The organism is Streptosporangium roseum DSM 43021, assembly GCF_000024865.1.
GTDB lineage: Bacteria > Actinomycetota > Actinomycetes > Streptosporangiales > Streptosporangiaceae > Streptosporangium > Streptosporangium roseum.
In genome coordinates, this window is the sequence record NC_013595.1 from 9525380 (window position 1) to 9541658 (window position 16279).

18 protein-coding genes and 1 tRNA gene are annotated in these 16279 nt (G+C 68.7%); 10 read left to right on the forward strand and 9 right to left on the reverse strand.

Features of this window, described 5'->3' with window-relative positions; all coding sequences use genetic code 11:
- Positions 1-45 precede the first annotated feature (45 nt).
- From SROS_RS41700 to SROS_RS41710, 3 genes are all read left to right on the forward strand, one after another.
- Positions 46-1260: a hypothetical protein gene (locus tag SROS_RS41700; protein WP_012894999.1), complete on the forward strand. Its 1215-nt coding sequence runs from the start codon at positions 46-48 to the stop codon at positions 1258-1260.
- A gap of 143 nt (positions 1261-1403) precedes the next feature.
- Positions 1404-2675, forward strand: a complete 1272-nt coding sequence (locus tag SROS_RS41705) for an AI-2E family transporter (protein ID WP_012895000.1) — start codon at positions 1404-1406, stop codon at positions 2673-2675.
- A 137-nt stretch (positions 2676-2812) separates the two neighbouring features.
- Positions 2813-3781 carry a helix-turn-helix transcriptional regulator gene (locus SROS_RS41710; protein WP_012895001.1) on the forward strand — a complete coding sequence of 323 codons (969 nt, stop codon included), beginning with the start codon at positions 2813-2815 and terminating at the stop codon, positions 3779-3781.
- On the opposite strand, the gene SROS_RS41715 is transcribed toward SROS_RS41710, so the two are convergent.
- Entirely contained in the window at positions 3765-4619 is an 855-nt protein-coding gene (locus SROS_RS41715; protein WP_043654042.1) for a MarR family winged helix-turn-helix transcriptional regulator, read from the reverse strand. The two genes, SROS_RS41710 and SROS_RS41715, sit on opposite strands and share 17 nt — an antisense overlap.
- Positions 4620-4744: 125 nt before the next feature.
- On the opposite strand from SROS_RS41715, the gene SROS_RS51505 reads away from it, so the two are divergent.
- The 6 genes from SROS_RS51505 (at position 4745) to SROS_RS54125 (ending at position 9594) form a co-directional block, all read left to right on the forward strand.
- Complete coding sequence (locus SROS_RS51505; RefSeq protein ID WP_169369208.1) at positions 4745-4897, forward strand: hypothetical protein; 153 nt, start codon at positions 4745-4747, stop codon at positions 4895-4897.
- Positions 4894-6360: an MFS transporter gene (locus SROS_RS41725; RefSeq protein ID WP_012895004.1), complete on the forward strand. Its 1467-nt coding sequence runs from the start codon at positions 4894-4896 to the stop codon at positions 6358-6360. Before SROS_RS51505 ends, SROS_RS41725 begins: the two co-directional genes overlap by 4 nt.
- Before the next feature lie 152 nt (positions 6361-6512).
- Positions 6513-7232 carry a hypothetical protein gene (locus SROS_RS41730; protein WP_012895005.1) on the forward strand — a complete coding sequence of 240 codons (720 nt, stop codon included), beginning with the start codon at positions 6513-6515 and terminating at the stop codon, positions 7230-7232.
- Positions 7233-7475: 243 nt separating this feature from the next.
- A complete protein-coding gene (locus SROS_RS41735; protein WP_012895006.1) occupies positions 7476-8078 on the forward strand; it encodes a hypothetical protein in 603 nt (200 codons plus the stop codon).
- A gap of 143 nt (positions 8079-8221) precedes the next feature.
- On the forward strand, positions 8222-8926 hold the full coding sequence (locus SROS_RS41740) for a class I SAM-dependent methyltransferase (protein ID WP_012895007.1): 705 nt from the start codon (positions 8222-8224) through the stop codon (positions 8924-8926).
- A 311-nt stretch (positions 8927-9237) separates the two neighbouring features.
- Entirely contained in the window at positions 9238-9594 is a 357-nt protein-coding gene (locus SROS_RS54125) for a helix-turn-helix domain-containing protein (RefSeq protein WP_012895008.1), read from the forward strand.
- Positions 9595-9621: 27 nt separating this feature from the next.
- Here the strand turns inward: SROS_RS54125 and SROS_RS41750 are convergent, their stop codons facing one another.
- The 4 genes from SROS_RS41750 to SROS_RS41765 all read right to left on the reverse strand — a co-directional run bounded on the left by SROS_RS41750 (position 9622) and on the right by SROS_RS41765 (position 12914).
- Entirely contained in the window at positions 9622-10212 is a 591-nt protein-coding gene (locus SROS_RS41750) for a ClpP family protease (protein ID WP_012895009.1), read from the reverse strand.
- Positions 10209-10835, reverse strand: a complete 627-nt coding sequence (locus tag SROS_RS41755) for a ClpP family protease (protein ID WP_012895010.1) — start codon at positions 10833-10835, stop codon at positions 10209-10211. The genes SROS_RS41750 and SROS_RS41755 overlap by 4 nt, the downstream gene beginning before the upstream one ends.
- Before the next feature lie 343 nt (positions 10836-11178).
- Positions 11179-11946: a helix-turn-helix domain-containing protein gene (locus SROS_RS41760; RefSeq protein ID WP_245564471.1), complete on the reverse strand. Its 768-nt coding sequence runs from the start codon at positions 11944-11946 to the stop codon at positions 11179-11181.
- Between the two features lie 158 nt (positions 11947-12104).
- Complete coding sequence (locus SROS_RS41765) at positions 12105-12914, reverse strand: alpha/beta fold hydrolase (RefSeq protein ID WP_081453341.1); 810 nt, start codon at positions 12912-12914, stop codon at positions 12105-12107.
- A gap of 463 nt (positions 12915-13377) precedes the next feature.
- Here SROS_RS41765 and SROS_RS41770 point away from each other — a divergent pair, with 463 nt between their 5' ends.
- Entirely contained in the window at positions 13378-13971 is a 594-nt protein-coding gene (locus SROS_RS41770; protein ID WP_012895014.1) for a hypothetical protein, read from the forward strand.
- Positions 13972-14166: 195 nt separating this feature from the next.
- On the opposite strand, the gene SROS_RS41775 is transcribed toward SROS_RS41770, so the two are convergent.
- The 4 genes from SROS_RS41775 to SROS_RS41790 all read right to left on the reverse strand — a co-directional run bounded on the left by SROS_RS41775 (position 14167) and on the right by SROS_RS41790 (position 16185).
- Positions 14167-14240 (reverse strand) — tRNA-Ala (locus SROS_RS41775).
- A 59-nt stretch (positions 14241-14299) separates the two neighbouring features.
- Positions 14300-14887 carry a divisome protein SepX/GlpR gene (gene sepX / locus SROS_RS41780; protein WP_012895015.1) on the reverse strand — a complete coding sequence of 196 codons (588 nt, stop codon included), beginning with the start codon at positions 14885-14887 and terminating at the stop codon, positions 14300-14302.
- Between the two features lie 124 nt (positions 14888-15011).
- Entirely contained in the window at positions 15012-15665 is a 654-nt protein-coding gene (locus SROS_RS41785) for a GNAT family N-acetyltransferase (protein ID WP_012895016.1), read from the reverse strand.
- Positions 15666-15711: 46 nt separating this feature from the next.
- Positions 15712-16185, reverse strand: coding sequence for a MogA/MoaB family molybdenum cofactor biosynthesis protein (locus SROS_RS41790; RefSeq protein ID WP_012895017.1), 474 nt, complete (start codon positions 16183-16185; stop codon positions 15712-15714).
- Positions 16186-16279 lie beyond the last annotated feature (94 nt).

Below are 16279 nucleotides of genomic sequence, written 5' to 3' on the forward strand. Positions count from 1 at the left end.
CACGTTCATCGTCAGGGCAGGCCCGCATACGGCAGACTTCGAAGCATGCCTGCACCGGACGTGGCCGCGCTCCTCTCCGAGCTGGAGCGGTCCGAGCCCGACTACGCCGAGCACGCCCGGAGCGCCATCGACTGGCTGACCGGCGGCGAGCCGCTGGAGACCATCACCGAGCTCAACGTGTGCGAGTTCCTCTGGTACACACTGCCGACCAAGGTCTCCGGCGACCGTCCCGCGATCGCCCGCGCGCTGGCCAGCCTCCTCCGGCTGGGCGGCCTGGAACGTTACGCCGCGCTCTGCCTCTCCTCCGCGACGGCGCAGATCCTGCGCACCTACGCCCGCTCCGGCGAGGATGCCGGGATGGCCGCCTACCAGAGCGCTCTGGACGCCACCGGGGTGCTCCCGCCCGACGTGCCGGAGCTGCGGTGGAGCTCGATCATGGGTCCCGAGGAGCTGGGCGCGCACGGCGCGTGCTCGGCCGCCCTGGAGCTCGCCATCGTCTCCGGGGAGCTCGCCATCGGCTCCCCCGAACGGCAGGCGCTGACCCGCCAGTGGCTGACCACGCCCCGGCCCGAGCTCGGCGGGGACAACTGGCTCCACCGGGTCCAGGGTGAGCGCCTGAACCGCTGGGTGCTCGGCCGGGGCACCGCCTGGCGCGAGCTCGCCCAGCCCTTCGAGGTGCGCCTGCACGCCCCGATCCCGGCTCCGGCCGAGGACCACCTTGAGGCGCTGCGATGGCTGCTGGAGCAGGGCCGCCGGCAGGGCGGCGTCCCGCTGACCCAGCGGCACAACCTGGCCCGCTCGGTGCTCGCGGAGAGTCCCTGGAGCGGCGCGGAGCTGGCGGCGGTCCGCGAGGTGGCCCAGGGGCAGATGGGCGCGCTGCGCCGCGCCGGGAGGCGGCTGGTGATCACCTCGACCGGGGAACGCCTGCTCCACGACCGCGACCTGCTCTGGGAGGCCGCGGCCGCCGCGCTGCTGGCCCCGGCGTCCGGGGAGCACGGCTTCAGGGCCTCGGCCCGGGAGGTGGCGCTGATGCTGCTCGCCGACGGCTCACCCGCGGACCGCGACCGCGTCGCCTCGGTGATCGACTGCGAGGAGTGGCAGACCTCGGAGGTGGACGACTCGCTGGCCGACCTGGGGCGGCGCCTGGACGCCTTCGGCCTGCGGCGGGCGGGCAGGCTCACCCCCGCGGGCCGGTCGGCCGCCCTGGCCGCGCTGAGGAGCCACGCGCTGCGGCCCCGCCAGTACGTCAACATGAGCTGATCCGCCTGGGTGATTCCCGCGGCCCGTCGGCATGGACCGACCCCGGGGTGATTCCCGCGGACATCGGCATGGAGCGACTCCGGGGTGATTCCCGCCACTGCCCGGAACCGACTAATCCATCACAGCCGGGGCAGTGGCCGTGCGTGTCCGAGCCCATCTCCAGTGACCGCGCCGAACCGGCCGCTCCCGTCCCCGCCACCGTCCCCGCCGCCTCCGCCAAGGCCGCCCCCGCCGACGAGGCCGAGCCGGTCCTCACCTCGGCCGGCCCCGTGCGCCCTCTCGAAGCCCCCGCCGACGGACCGGTCCTCACCTCCGCGGGTCCCGTGCGACCGCTGGAGGCCCCCACCGACATGGCCACCACCGACCTGCCCTTCGGCCGGCCGGGGCGGTCGATGCGCGGCAACCCGTTCGTGTTCGGCTTCACCGCCGCCCTGGGCGTGCTCACCGCCTGGTGGCTGGTGCAGGCGGTCATGAGCGCGAGTTCGGTGCTGATCCTCATCATCGTCTCGCTCTTCCTCGCCATCGGCCTGAACCCCGCCGTCGAGAACCTGCAGAAGCGCGGGCTCGCCCGCGTGGTCGCCATCACCGTGGTCTTCCTCGGCGTCATCGCCGTCTTCGCCGTCTTCGGCCTGGCCGTGGTGCCGCCGCTGACCACGCAGTCGACCGACTTCGTGGAGAAGCTCCCGCAGTACGTCCAGGAGCTGCAGAACAATCCGATGATCCGCGACCTGGACCAGCGCTTCCAGATCCTGGAGAAGCTCCAGCAGTACGTCACGAGCGGCGACTTCGGCAGCCAGATGTTCGGCGGCGTCCTCGGCTTCGGCCAGGTGCTCATCGGGGCGGTCTTCAACGCGCTGACGGTCCTGGTCCTGACGCTCTACTTCCTGGGCTCGCTGAACTCGCTCAAGAAGATGGCCTACCGCCTGGTGCCGAAGTCCCGCCGGACCCGCGCCGGCCTGCTCGGCGACAAGATCATCGACAGCATCGGCGGCTACGTCGCCGGCAACCTGATCATCTCGCTGATCGCCGGAGTGACGACCTTCTTCTTCCTGATCGCCATGAAGGTCCCCTACGCCCTGGCACTGGCCCTCATCGTGGCCCTGACCGACCTCATCCCGATGGTCGGCGCCTTCATCGGCGCGGGGGTCGCCTCCCTGGTCGGATTCTTCGTCTCACCGACCGTCGGCATCATCTGCGTGATCTTCTTCACCGTCTACCAGCAGGTCGAGAACTACTGGATCGCGCCGAGCGTGATGAAGAGCTCGGTGGACGTCCCGCCGCTCGCCACGATCGTCGGTGCCCTGGTCGGCGGCGCCCTGCTCGGCGTGGTCGGCGCCCTGCTGGGCATCCCGCTGGTCGCGGCCCTCCTGCTCATCGTCCGCGAGGTCGTCATGCCCCGCCAGGAACAGGTCTGACCCGGCCCGCCCGGAGGACCCGGCTGGAGGGGCCCGGGGTGTTCGCCGGGGACGTGCGGCGGTTCTTCGAGAACCTCGTGTGAGGCCGACGGTATTCGCGGTCACCTTCTGACCGCGATCGGTGCCACCATCGTCGGGTGTTGGAAACCTCGGCCCGGCTGCTCCGTCTGCTCGCGTTGCTCCAGGCTCACCGCGACTGGCCGGGGACGGAGCTGGCCGGACGCCTCGGGGTGAGCCCACGGACCATCCGCCGCGACGTCGACAGACTGCGGACTCTGGGCTATCCGATCAACGCGATCGGCGGCGTCGGCGGCGGCTACCGGCTGGGCGCCGGCGCCTCGCTGCCCCCGCTGCTGCTCGACGACGAGGAAGCGGTCGCGGTGGCGGTCGGGCTGCGCACGGCGGCCGACGGCGCGATCACGGGTATCGCCGAGACCTCGGTGCGGGCGCTGGCCAAGCTGGACCAGATGCTCCCCTCGCGGCTGCGCTACCAGATCGACACCCTCAGCTCGGCCGTGGTGATCATACCGATGCCCGGCCCCACGGTCGATCCGTCGACGCTGATCGCGATCGCCTCGGCGGTGCGCAACCACGAACGGCTGCGCTTCGACTACGTCTCGCATGACGGCTCAGCGACCACACGAGACGTGGAACCGTACCGGCTGGTCCAGGACGGGCGGCGCTGGTATCTCTTCGCCTGGGACACCGGCAGGTCGGACTGGCGGAGGTTCCGGGCCGACAGGCTGTCGATGCGCATCCCCACCGGACCTCGGTTCGGCCCGAGACCGCTGCCCGCAGAGGACCTGGCCGACTACTTCGCCATGGGGCCGACCGTGAACGGCCACCGCTACCGGGCGGTGCTCACAATGTACGGCTCGGCCGCGGAGGTGACCGAGGAGGTGCCGCCCACGCTCGGTGTGGTGGAACCCATCGACGATCACACCTGCACCCTGCGCATCGGCTCGGACAGCCTCGACCATCTCGCGGTATGGGTGGCCGCGTTCGGCTTCGAGTTCGACGTCCACGAGCCGCCCGAGCTCGTGGAGCACCTTCGCACGCTGACCGCCCGCCTGCAGCGGGCCGCCTGGCCTACGGCAGGAGCGTGATGAGCAGGGTGCGGAGGTCCCTTGTGCCGTCGGGGCCGAGGATCTCCTCGATGTCGTGCTCGACGCCGCGCATCGCGTCGCGGACCGCGGGGATGCGGGCGCGGCCGAGGTCGGTGAGTTCCAGGGCGTAGCGGCGGCGGTCGTGCGGGTCCTGGCCGCGGACCACGAGCCCGGCCTGGACGAGTTCCTCGATCAGCGACGCGGTGGCCGGTTCGGTGAGGTACAGGTACTGGGCGAGTTGCTGCTGGGGGCAGGGACCGAGCCGGTCCAGGGCGGGCAGCAGGCTGAAGTGGCGGGTGCGCAGGCCGTAGTCCTCCAGCCGGTGGTCGCCGAGCCGGCGCAGGCGGTAGTGAGCCTGGGCGACGAGGTGTTCGGTGCTGGGGATGGTGGACTGCTCGTCGTGGGCGACCAGCCCGCTGAGCAGCTCGTTGAGGCGGCGCCGTTCCGGAGGGGACAGCGGGGCGGTGAGCCGGGCGTCCCGGTCGGCGACGGCCTGGCGCATGTCTTTCAGGGCGGCACGGCCCTCGTCGGTCACCGACAGGATGTAGGTGCGGCGGTTGGCCGGGTTGCGGGTCCGGGTGACGTAGCCGGCCTGCTGGAGCCGGTCGAGCAGCTTGACCATGATCGTCCGGTTGATTCCGAGGCGGTGCGCGAGGTCCTGCTGCGAGGGAGCGTCCTCGTCGGCCAGCATGTCGAGCACCACGAAGTCACGGGACTGCGCCCCGTTCTGCATGGCCTCGGCCGTGATGCCGGTGAAGACCCTGCGCAGCAGATGACCGACGGTCTCGTGCAGCGGCCCGGATTCCTCGTCCACGCGGCCTTCCTGCTGATCAGGCACAGGTCCCACCTCCCCGGGAAAGTCTACGGCCAGGAAGTTGATATAACAACTCTCTGATAGTTGGGAGATTGACGATTGAGATAATGCAGATTAACGTCAATGCCCGCGGAGCGAAGGAGATGATCATGATTAAGCCCTTCCGTATCGACATCCCCCAGGCCGGCCCGGACGGCCTGACCGACCGGCCGGCTCGGACCCGCCGGCCTGACGAGGTGGCCGGCCCCCTGTCCGAGCAGTCCCACGACGACGTGCGGACGTTCTTCCGTGACCCGCGATGACCGACATACGCAGTCAGACGGGTCCGGTCGGCACAGCGGCGATGACACCGGCACCCGCAGCGGATCGGCGCTGGTGGGCGCTGGCAGCGGTGGCCGTCGGGCAGCTCATGATCGCGGCAGACGCCACCATCATGAACATCGCGCTGCCGACCGTTCAGCAGGAGCTGGGGCTGACCGGCTCGCAACGGCAGTGGGTGATCACCATCTTCGCCCTCGGGTACGGCGGGCTCCTGCTCCTCGGCGGCCGGCTGTCGGACCTGATCGGCCGCAAACGGTGCCTGCTGATCGGGCTGTCCGGTTTCGCGGTCGCCTCGGTCCTGGGAGGGATGGCGACCGGCCCAGCCATGATCCTCACGTCCCGCGCGTTGCAGGGCGCCTTCGGGGCGCTGTTCACGCCCTCCGTCCTCGCCCTGATCGGCACCACCTTCACCACGCCTGACGAGCGCGGCAAGGCGTTCGGGATCTACGGCACGGTCATGGGAAGCAGCTCCGGTGTCGGTCTGGTCCTCGGCGGGCTGCTCACCGACTACGCGGGCTGGCGCTGGAGCCTGTTCGTGAGCGTGCCCATCGCGGCCGCCGCGGCATTCGGTGTCGTCGCCACCGTGCGCGCCACGCCCCGCCACCATGCCGGCCCCCGGGTGGACGTCACCGGCGCGATCCTCGCCACGGCAGGCCTCATGGCACTGGTCTTCGGGCTCAGCCAGGCGGAATCCGACGGCTGGACCGCGGGCTCGACGCTGACCGGCCTCGCGGCGGGGCTCATCCTCCTGGCCCTGTTCGCCCGGTCCCAGAACCGCACCGCCCACGCGCTGCTGCCGCTCCGCGTCGTCCTGCACCGCCGGCGCGGCGGCGCCTACCTGGCCGTCCTGTGCATGGCGGTCGGCAACTTCGCCGGATTCTTCTTCCTCACCTTCTACCTGCAGAACGTCCTGGACTACTCCCCGCTCAAGGCCGGGCTCGCCTTCCTGCCCTACACCGCCGCCATCGTCCTGGGCGTACGCCTCGCCCGCAGGTTCGTCACCAGCGCCCCCGTAAGGCTCATGCTGAGCCCCGGACTGGTCGCGACGGCCGGGGGACTCGCGCTGCTCGGCCTGCTGGGCCCCGACAGCGGCTACGCGACGCACCTGCTGCCCGTCGTCATCCTGCTCGGACTCGGCAACGCCTGGGTGCTGGTCCCCGCCAACAGCACCGCCACCCTCGACGCCGGACCGGACGCCGGAGTCGCCGGGGCCACCGTGATGACCTCGATGCAGATCGGTTCCTCACTGGGAATCGCGCTGCTCGGCAGCCTCGCCGGATCGGCCGCCACCGGCTACCTCCAGGCCCATCCAGGAACCGCGGACCTCACCGCACGGGCCACCGTCCACGGCTACAACCTCGCGGGCCTGGCCGCCGCCGGATTCCTCTGCCTCGCCGCCGTCGCCGTGTTCCTGATCATCGGCCCCAGGAAGCACACCCCGTAGCCGGCCGGCCGCACGTCGCTGACCCAGATCGACCGAGCGAGGATCATCGGCGAGACGATCGGGCGGCCGTTGCGGTTCGAGGAGCAGCCCAGGGAACAGTTCAGGGAGCGGCCCCGCCGGCGGTCGATTTTCTCCTCGACAGGCTTGCCTCGATGGACGGTACGACCGCGGAGGTACTGCCGACCGTCGAGGAGGTCACCGGGCGCCCCGCCGTCACCTACGCCCGGTGGGCCGCCCACCGCAACCCGGGGAACCTCAGCCACCGCCACAATGATCATGTGATTGATCACTACCGCGACCTCTTCGAGTGTCACCAGTGGCTGGAGAGCGGGCTCTGCTGGATCGTCGTGCAACCCCTCAACGAAGAGATCACGGTGGACGATCTCCTGTGGCGACTGAACGGGGGCCGCGATCCCGAGCAGCGCACCATGGCGTATCCCACGGAGGAGGCCATCGAGGAGTTCCAGCCCGTGCTCTTCGTCTTCGAGGATGAAGGAGCCTGGGGTTTCCTCGAATTCACCTACGGCATGGCCCCGTCCGATCGCGCCCTCACCGAGCTCAGCAAGGAATCACGAGTATGGATGACGACCTGGCACTTCAAGGGGGGGTACACGATCCTCTACGCGGCCGACGGCAAGATCAGGGCCCGGATGCGCGACTTCATCTTCACCGAGCACATCACGGAGGACGGCGATCCGAGCGTCCTGGCCGACTTCCGCGCCATGCTCGACAGCCTCGGCCCACAGGACTACCGCGGTAAGTACAGTGCGGCGTTCGCCTTCATCGAGGCGGCCACCGGCATGGGCCTGGAGAGCGAGTGGCTGGATGTGGAAGACGCCCCCGTCGTCATCCTCGACAACCCTGACGCCTGACTCAGGAGCCGGCCCATCGTCCTCGGCCGACGGGGTGAACGCGGTGGCGCTCACAGCTCTGGGAGTGGAGGCATGCCCTGCGGGAGGCGACAGCACTACTGCCAGGGCCATCCGCGGGCGAAGCACACCGGGCCTTTTTCATCCTGTCGCCGCAGCCCATAGGGGTGATCTAGTGGTGAGTGGCCAGCCGGGGGTCCGCGGTCAACGTCCCCTGCGGGCCCCACCCCCGTCCCGGGAGAACCCATGCGCCGATTTCTCCTCGCTCTCACCCTCTTTCTCCTCGCTCTCACCCTCGTCATCGCCGCGTCCGGCTGCTCCGGACCCAGGGAGCCCACCCCGGCTGCGCCCGCCGCCTCGGAGCAGCACACCGACCCGGCACCGTTCCCCTTGTCCACAGCCCCGCCCACCGTCGCCGGGGACGACAGCTCCATCTGCGCCCACCCGAACCTGCGGACCTTCCTCAACGAGGTCGAGAAGTACGCCGGCCGGGCCGGCCTCGACCCCGACGCGCCCCTCCGCGACTGGGAGTCCACCCTGGAGCAGGTCCGATACATCGCCATGGGCACGGTCGGGTCGCCTCTGGGGGACGCGGCAGCGGGGCTGGAAGGCTACCTGTCCGCCGTAGAGGGCCACCTGGATGCCAGGTTCAGCTCCCCGGAGGCACGCAACTACGCTCACGTCATCGCGAAGGCCGCGACCCGGATCGCCAGGACGTGCGGCGTCGACGTCGACATCACGATCCCGGACAAGCCGAAGCTGTCCCAATTAGGCCTGTCCCGTACTGATCCCGCGGCTCGGGCGCAGCCCGTTCCGGATCCGCCGGCTCGCGAAACCGCGTCTGCCTGACCAGCCAGAACACTCTCGATTCACCCCGATCAGAGGCCGCAAGCGGCCCATCCTGAACGACTCTGCCCTGCCACCCGAATCACCTCGCCAGTTGTGAAGAAGCTCCAGAGGCGGTTCCGGTATCTGGGATAGCGTTGTCGGCCATGACCGACTTCATCTCCCTCCCCTTCTACGACCTGTTCCACGAAAACGGGCACGTACCGGAGGCCCGTGAGAAGCTTCCCCCGCTTCTCGCCGGGATACGGCGGAGCATCCTGGAGATCGGAGCGGGAACCGGCCTGATCACCACGTCGCTGGCCGACTGGACACCGGCCGAGATCTTCGCGCTGGAGCCCTCGGCCGGCATGCGCGCGATGTTGCTGTCCCGGCTGAACGCGCGCCCGGAGCTGCTGAAGCGTGTGACCGTGCTTCCCTGTGACGCGCTGAGCGTGGAGCTGGACGAGCCGGTCGAGGCCATAGTGATGATCAACGTGATGTACGCCCTGGAACCGGACTACCGCAAGCGGCTCTGGCCGGTGCTGGCGACCCGGCTGGAACCTGGCGGCCTACTGGTTTTCACCTGGCGCGACGGCGGCCCCCCGGCGCCGCGTCCTCTCCAGGAGCTGGAGTCGCAGCAGGTAGGCCGTCACACCTACACGGTCCTGTTGGAGATTCTCGAGTCGAGCGAAGAGTCGTGCGAGGCCCGCTACCTCTATCGGATCACCGAGGGCGACAGAGTCATCAGCGAGGAGGAGATCGCCGGCCCCGCCTACCGTCCCGTGTGGGAGACGATCGAAGGGGAGCTGGTCGGGGCGGGTTTCGTCCAGGCCGACGCGCCCGAGGGGTTCCTCGCCTGGCGGCTCGCCTGAAGCAAGCGGGCGTGCCCTGCTGCCCCGTAGCGTGCCGGACCGACGTCTGACGCTACGGGAGACGGGCAACCTGTTCAACGCCTTGGCAGATCGCTACCACGCCGAGTACGGCGCTCGGCAAGCCGCAGCCACCCCGTGAGGCGTAGCCACCCAGTTGGTCACTCAGCAACATAGAAGGCCGCTCCCGATCGCTCGGAAGCGGTCTCTGACCTGGGTCACGTCTACACGAGGGCGGGACGGAGGAGGCGGGGACGGTTCCGCCCTGCGCGAAGTCGGCAAGACTCGAACGCGCCGTCTACCTATGGTGAGGTATGGCCTCCTCTGTCCCGCCGCTACGTCCGGCGACCGATCGGACCGATCCTAAGTCGTCTCCGGCTCGCGAGCCGCTGTGGCGGCACGCGCTCGGTGAGCGTCTCAGAGGTCTTCGTCACGAGCGGGGCGAGAAGTTGAGCGAGACGGCGCGTCGCGCCGGCGTCTCGCCGCAGTATCTCTCCGAGATGGAACGAGGCGTCAAAGAGCCATCGAGCGAAATGATCGCTGCGGTCGCCGGCGCGCTGGATGTCACCCTGGTCGATCTGACCCTTGCCGTTGCCGAGAGCTTGCGGTCTGCTCAGAGCAGCACGTCGAGAGGTGCTACCTGCTCGGCGGCGTATGCTCTGGCCGCGTAGCGTGGCCTGCCGGGATCATCCACAGGTCTATGAACGCTCCTCGATGATCTGATCGAGGAGCCCGTACTCCAAGGCCGCGGTCGCGGTGAACACGCGATCGTGATCGGTGTCGGCGCGTAGGGTCTCGACAGTCTGGCCCGTGTGCCGTGACAGTATGCGCTCGATGTCCGCTCGGACACGTACGACCTCGTCGGCTTGCAAGATGAGATCGGGGATCGTTCCGCGTCCCTGAGCGGCCGGTTGGTGCAGGATTACCCGTGCGTGCGGGAGAGCGGCACGTTTTCCTTCGGCGCCCGCGGCGAGAAGGACGGCACCCACCGCGATGGCCTGTCCAACGCAGGTTGTCTCAACCCGCGGGCGGATATAGCGCATGGTGTCATATATCGCGAGCATTGCACTCGGGTCCCCGCCTTCACAGTTGATATAGAACTGTATGCTGGCATCGGGGTTTTCTGACTCCAGAAAAATAAACTGTGCGACGAGCGCGTTCGCGACGCCTGCATCGATTGCGGTCCCCAGATAGACGATTCGCTCGGTGAGAAGATGCGAGTAGACATCCATGATCCGCTCGCCACGAGGATTCTGGGCGATGACGTTAGGGATCGTGTACGTGCTCACTGGCCGACTCCTTCGGTGACGCCGAATCCGGACCGCAGGCGATCGCGTGGCGCAATTTCGTCGAAGCTCTGGACGATTGCGTCTATGAAGCCGTAGTCCAGTGCCTCTTGCGCTGTGTACCAGCGATCATGCAGGGAATCCTCGAATATGCGCTCCACAGGCTGACCTGTGTCCTCGGCGATGAGTCCGAGCACCGTGTCACGAGTATGCCGAAGGTCGTCGGCCTGCAGTTCGATGTCGACTGCGGTGCCACCGATTCCGGCCGAGCCTTGGTGCATCAGGACACGTGCGTGCGGCAGGGCGCGGCGCTTCCCCGGGGTACCCGATGACAGCAAGAATTGCCCGGCGCTGTAGGCGATACCCATCGCGAGGGTCGATACGTCACACGGAATGAGCCGAATGATGTCACGGATCGCAAGCATCGATGGAACCGAGCCGCCCGGGGAGTGAATCCACAGTGCAATATCGGTCGACGCATCCTGCGTGGCGAGTGCTATCAATTGCGTGGCGAGCAGCGTCCCGTTGTCGTCATCGAGAGGACCGTCGAGAACGAGAACGCGCCCCTCGTAAAGCTGACGCCTTACCCGCGTGTCGAACAGTGGAGGTTTCGATTCTTCGCCCATGCGTCCATCATGTGGGGCGATCCGGATCGGCGTCGACACGATCTGCCTGCGGCAGATCTGCTCTGAGCAGAGCGAACTCGGTTTCCGATCCGGTCCGTAGCATTGCGGTCGGGAATCGACTCTCGCCCGCTGACGCCGTGATGCTCGTCATGGCGGCCAGCGTCTGGAGGAGTCGCGCCCCGTCGTCGACATCACACTCCTCGCGGCAAGTGCCGGGCAGGAAGTTCTCGAGATGCGGCCACGACCAGCGAACCTTCCGCGGGGACTTTGACGGAACTGCCCTGACGCGGCGGGTTTCTCGATCTGCGCAGCCCGTGGCAGCCGCATCGTGTAGGCAAGCTGTTCAACGAAGGGCGGGGATGCGTTCGCCACCCTTCGCAGGGCGCTGGGTTGGCGATGAAGCCGGCCACGCAACGTCGTCGATCGCTAGCCACGGCGCGACGGCCAGGGCCGTGGGCGTGAGCCCGGCAAACGTCGTGACCTCGCGGTGGAGGTGGGACTGGTCGACGTAGCCGCTCTCGGTGGCAACGCGGGCGGCGGCGTGACCCGCCGCGAGAAGGTGGGCGGCGTGATCGAAGCGCACCAGTCGGGCGGCGCGTTTGGGTGTGATGCCGAGCTGGGACCGGAAGCGGGACCACAGGCGCTTGCGGCTCCAGCCGACCTCGTCCGCCAGGCCGTCGACCCGCACCCGCCCCCGGCTGGTGAGCGTCCGCCGCCAGGTGTAGGCGACCTGCGGATCGACCGGTGGGTGGGCGCCCAGCCGTCGGCCGAGGATGTCCACCGCGATCGTGAATCGTTCGTCCCACGATGCGGCGGCGCGCAGCCTGTCCTCGGCTCGCCCGGCGTCGCGGCCCCAGACATCCTCAAGGGCTACCACCGTCCCGCTGAGCTCGGTCGATGCGCCGAACAACGCAGCCGCCGCGACCGGCTCCAGCCGGATCTGGAGGCACTCGCCGACTCCCCAGCCGGCTGCCCGAAGATCGCCGGGGAGGAGCCCGACGACGACACTGCCGCGCTCGTGCCGGCCATGGGTTTCGTAGACGACGCCTTCTCCCTCGCTCAGATCGACGAGCAGGGTGACGGACGGGTGCGCGACCATGGCGAGGTCCACAGAGGCCGGGGCACGATGGCGGAACCCGGCCATGCTGATCCCCGGCAGCCGAACCGACGGGCGTGGGACTGCGATGTCCACCCACGCTCGGTCAGGTGGCGTCCCGGTCGACAACACGTGACCAGTCTAGGCCTCAGGGATCACGGGCGGGCGGGCTGTCAGCGGCCCGTTGCCGTGAAGCCCAGCAGCAGTTTGCTGGTCGTCTCGGGCGCTTCCAACATGGGTAGGTGCCCGACGCCGGGCAGCAGCTCGACCCGCGCGTTCGGCACCGCGTCGTACCGGTGCGCCGACGACGGCTCCCAACGGGGGTCGGCAGCGCCGAAGATCACCAGCACGGGGACCTTGAGGGCGGCGAGACGCTCGGGCACGCTCCGCTCGGCGATGTACGCGGTGTTCCGGCGCAGCACCGTCCTCATCACGCGGTAGGTGGTGTCCCGTAGGCCGGCGACCACGTCGTCAGGGACGTCCACCGGGCGAGCGGCCGTCGCGCTGATCCCCCTGCGGATCATCGCATCCGAACGCCTCGACCACAGGAGCGGGCCCAAAGGCGGGGCCAACAGGACCCGAAGGATGAACGGCTGCCGAAGGAGCGCGTCCATACTTGGGCCGCTACTGATCAGTGCAAGCGAACCCACGAGGTCGGGACGTTGTTCGGCAAGCGCGGTGGCGACGTAGCCGCCGCTGGAGTGCCCGCCCACGGCGACGTGACGAAGGCCGAGGTCGTCCAGCAGCGCCGCCACCCGGCCCGCCTGCGCAGGCACATCGTACGGCGGCGCGGGCGGGGACTGGCCGCAGCCCGGGAGGTCGACCCGGATGACGTGATGGTGGCCGACCAGTGCCGGGACCATCGGGCTCCAGAAGCCGCCCGAGGCCCCCGATCCGTGGATGAGCAACAACGGCGGCGCCTGCCGCGGGCCGTCATGGACCACGTGCAGCCCATGCGAGTGCTCAATGTCGTACTCACTCATGCGGAGACTATGCACGGGCGGTCGACCATCAGTCTTGGACAAATGTTCCCGCGGAGTTGACGACCGACTGTTCTTGCGGAGTTGACGACCGACGGCCCGCCACCATCGGCGCAGTCCCCGGAGGGCGGCGCTGTCATCGGCAGATGAGGACGACATCGCCCTTCCAGCACGGGGCACGATCGATCAGCCGGCACTGCGTGCCCACGGGCAGGCGAGGGCCACGATGCCGGACACCTCGTCAACAACAGGGCTCGCGCGGTGTTCGCTGACTTCTCCCTGGCCTCGTTCCCGGAGGTCCTACCCATGGACCAACAATCCTCCGCTGACGAATCAGCCACGTAGCCCGGACACGGTGAAGACCCGATTCCGGGTCTTTCGGTCTCTCGCCCCACAACGGGCTATGACGGCGAGAAGAAGCATCAAATGAGCGTGTTTCGTCTCTGGCTTCCATCACAATGATCATGTGATCGACTACTACCGCGATTTCTTCGAGCGGCATCAGTGGCTGGAGCACGGACTCTCCTGGACCGTCGTGCAACCCCTCAACGAAGAGATCACGGTGGACGATCTCCTGCGACGGCTGAACGGAGGCCTCGCCCCCGAGCAGCGCGTCATGGAGTATCCCCGAGAAGAGGCCGGGGAGGAGGACCGCCCCGTCCTCCTCGTCTCCGGGGGAGAAGGAACCTGGGGCTTCCTCGAACTCACCTGTGGCTTCGGTCTGTCCGACCGCGTCCTCACCGCCCTCAGCACGGAGTCACGCGTGTGGATGGTGACCTGGCACTTCAACGGGGGATACACGATCCTCTATGCGGCCGCCGGCGAGATCAGGGCGCGGATGCGCGACTTCATCTTCACCGAGCACGTCTTCGAGGAAGGCGATCCGAGCATCCTGGCCGGCTTCCGCGCCATGCTCGACGCTCTCGCCCCGGAGGACTACCGCGGCAAACGCGGTGCGGCGTTCGCCTTCATCGAGGCGGCCACCGGCATGGACCTGGACAGCGAGTTGCCGGATGTGGAGGACGCCCCCGTCGTCATCCTCGACAACCCTGCCGCCTGACCGGTTGTCGGCCGGCATCCTCGCCGCGGTGGCAGCTCGCCCACTCCGAAGACGTCCGCTGACTTCTCGCTGACTCTGCCCCCGGAACCCTCAACGGACACCACCCCGCCCGACCCCGGCCACTGACGACCTGCACGTCACCTGAACAGCAAAAAGGCCCGGCTCCATGATCTGGAACCGGGCCTTTCGATCTTGTGGAGATGAGGGGATTCGAACCCCTGGCCCCTTCGATGCGAACGAAGTGCGCTACCGGACTGCGCTACATCCCCAAGACGTGCACTAGATTAGCAAACTTCCGGAGCCGCTCGCGCCATTCACGGCGGGAAGATCAATCGCCGACCGCGCGGCGGGGGGCCTCGGCGTACTGGTCGAAGATCTCGTCCCGGTGCGCGGCCAGGTCGATGATCTCCGCGACCGGCTGCCGGGCCTCCTGCTGGGCGGCCCGCCGCCGGGCGCGCCTGGCACGTTCCGCGCGGGCCTGAGCGGCCGCCCTGCGCTGCTCGGCGTCGATCTGGACCGAGACCCGCAGAATAGCCAGATAAGAGCCCAGAAGCACCACCGAGGGCGCGATGCCCCACCAGGGGATGATCTGGACGGCGGCTGTCACCACCGAGGCGAGGAGCAGGAGCGTGCACCAGAAGGTCAGCCGCCTGCGTTTGGCCACCTGGTGCGCCCGGCGGCGCTGCTCGGCGCGACGGTGGTCACCCGAGGGCCGCATGGGATGGGACTCCCCCGCGGGTGCGAGATCGGACCTGGTGTCGGAGGCCTCGTCCTCGATCGGCTGCTCGTCCGCGACGTACGGCTCAGCGCCCTTGTCGGTCTCGGCGAAGGTGGGGCGGTCCCGGCGCAACCACATGGGAACGAGGACGCACAACCACATCACGACAATGGCCAGATAGAGAAGAGCGCTGCTCACGGCAACCTCCGGGCAGCATGAAAACGCCTGTGCTCTCTTGGCGTCTTCAATGTGCTCACGTCACGCACCGTAAGACCGCGTGTCACTATTTGACGAGTATTCAGTGCGGTGTGTCGCGAGATCTTCAAACCTCTTCATGGGGAGCGCCACCATGGGCCGCCGATTCTCGGGCCCTCCGCCACCGCACGAGCAGGCCTCTTGGTGCGTCTTCGACCGTGAGCGCGTAACAAATGTGGTCACGCCAAGCACCGTCGATGTGCAGATGTCGCCTTCTGATGCCTTCTTCCCTGAAGCCGAGCTTTTCAACCACCCTGCGACTTGCGTGATTTTCCGGCCTGATGTTGGCCTCCACCCGGTGCAGCCCGGTGGTGAAGAAACAGTGGTCGACCGCCATGGCCACGGCGGTGGGGGTGATGCCCCGGCCGGCCAGCGCGCCGTCCACCCAGTAACCGATCTGGGCCGACCTGGCCGAGCCCCAGACGATGGCGCCGACGGTGAGCTGCCCGGCGAAGGCGCCCTCGTAGGTGACGACCCAGGGCAGCGCGAGCCCCTGCCGGGCCTCCCTGCGGAGGGTGCCGGCCATCGAGATGTAGGGACCGAGGCCCGTCCTGAACAGGGGGGTCTCAGGGTTGCTGGGCTCCCAGGGACGGAGCCAGTTGGCGTTGCGCAGCCGCGACTCCCGCCAGACACGCACATCCCGCAGGCGCAGCGGCCGAAGTCCCACCGGGCCTTCCGTCAGGGTCACCGGCCAGCCACGTAGTCGATCCACGCCCTCCATCATCCCCCCAAGACACGCCGACGTGCCATGGAGTCCGTCAGGCGGCTCAGCGCGGGTGGTCTCCCCCTCGAATCTGGTCCACGGCGTGTTCGAGCACGGGCAGAAGCACCGCCATTCCGTCGCGGACCCCTCCGGTGGAGCCCGGCAGGTTGACGATCAGGCTGCCGCCGGCCTGCCCGGCGAGCCCGCGGGACAGGATCGAGGTGGGCACCCTGTCGCGGCTGGACTGGCGGATGGCCTCGGCGATGCCGGGGATCTCCCGGTCCAGCACCCGCGCGGTCATCTCCGGGGTGAGGTCGGCCGGGGTCAGCCCGGTGCCTCCGGTGGTGATGATCACGTCGTATCCCTCGGCCACTCCCGCCCGTAGGGCCAGGCCGACCTCGTGGCCGTCGGGGACCACCCGGGGACCGTCCACGTCGCATCCGGCCTCGGCGAGGAGCTCGGCCAGCAGTTTTCCGGATTTATCCTCGTATATCCCGGCGGAGGCCCGGTTGGACGCCGTGATCACCAGAGCTCTCATGCCGCCATCCTCCCAGCCTCGCGCACCGCGGCAGCCCTCAGACCCCGGCCCCTCGCCCCTTCCCGCTCCCGACCCGGGCGACACACCTCCCGCT

Bases quoted from the DNA above. Each gene is read 5' to 3' on its own strand.
- SROS_RS41700 (WP_012894999.1), top strand. From the start codon at position 46: ATGCCTGCACCGGACGTGGCCGCGCTCCTCTCCGAGCTGGAGCGGTCC.
- SROS_RS51505 (WP_169369208.1), top strand. From the start codon at position 4,745: ATGATTAAGCCCTTCCGTATCGACATCCCCCAGGCCGGCCCGGACGGC.
- SROS_RS41725 (WP_012895004.1), top strand. From the start codon at position 4,894: ATGACCGACATACGCAGTCAGACGGGTCCGGTCGGCACAGCGGCGATG.
- SROS_RS41730 (WP_012895005.1), top strand. From the start codon at position 6,513: ATGGACGGTACGACCGCGGAGGTACTGCCGACCGTCGAGGAGGTCACC.
- SROS_RS41735 (WP_012895006.1), top strand. From the start codon at position 7,476: ATGCGCCGATTTCTCCTCGCTCTCACCCTCTTTCTCCTCGCTCTCACC.
- SROS_RS41740 (WP_012895007.1), top strand. From the start codon at position 8,222: ATGACCGACTTCATCTCCCTCCCCTTCTACGACCTGTTCCACGAAAAC.
- SROS_RS54125 (WP_012895008.1), top strand. From the start codon at position 9,238: ATGGCCTCCTCTGTCCCGCCGCTACGTCCGGCGACCGATCGGACCGAT.
- SROS_RS41755 (WP_012895010.1), bottom strand. From the start codon at position 10,835: ATGGGCGAAGAATCGAAACCTCCACTGTTCGACACGCGGGTAAGGCGT.
- SROS_RS41765 (WP_081453341.1), bottom strand. From the start codon at position 12,914: ATGAGTGAGTACGACATTGAGCACTCGCATGGGCTGCACGTGGTCCAT.
- SROS_RS41785 (WP_012895016.1), bottom strand. From the start codon at position 15,665: ATGGAGGGCGTGGATCGACTACGTGGCTGGCCGGTGACCCTGACGGAA.
- SROS_RS41790 (WP_012895017.1), bottom strand. From the start codon at position 16,185: ATGAGAGCTCTGGTGATCACGGCGTCCAACCGGGCCTCCGCCGGGATA.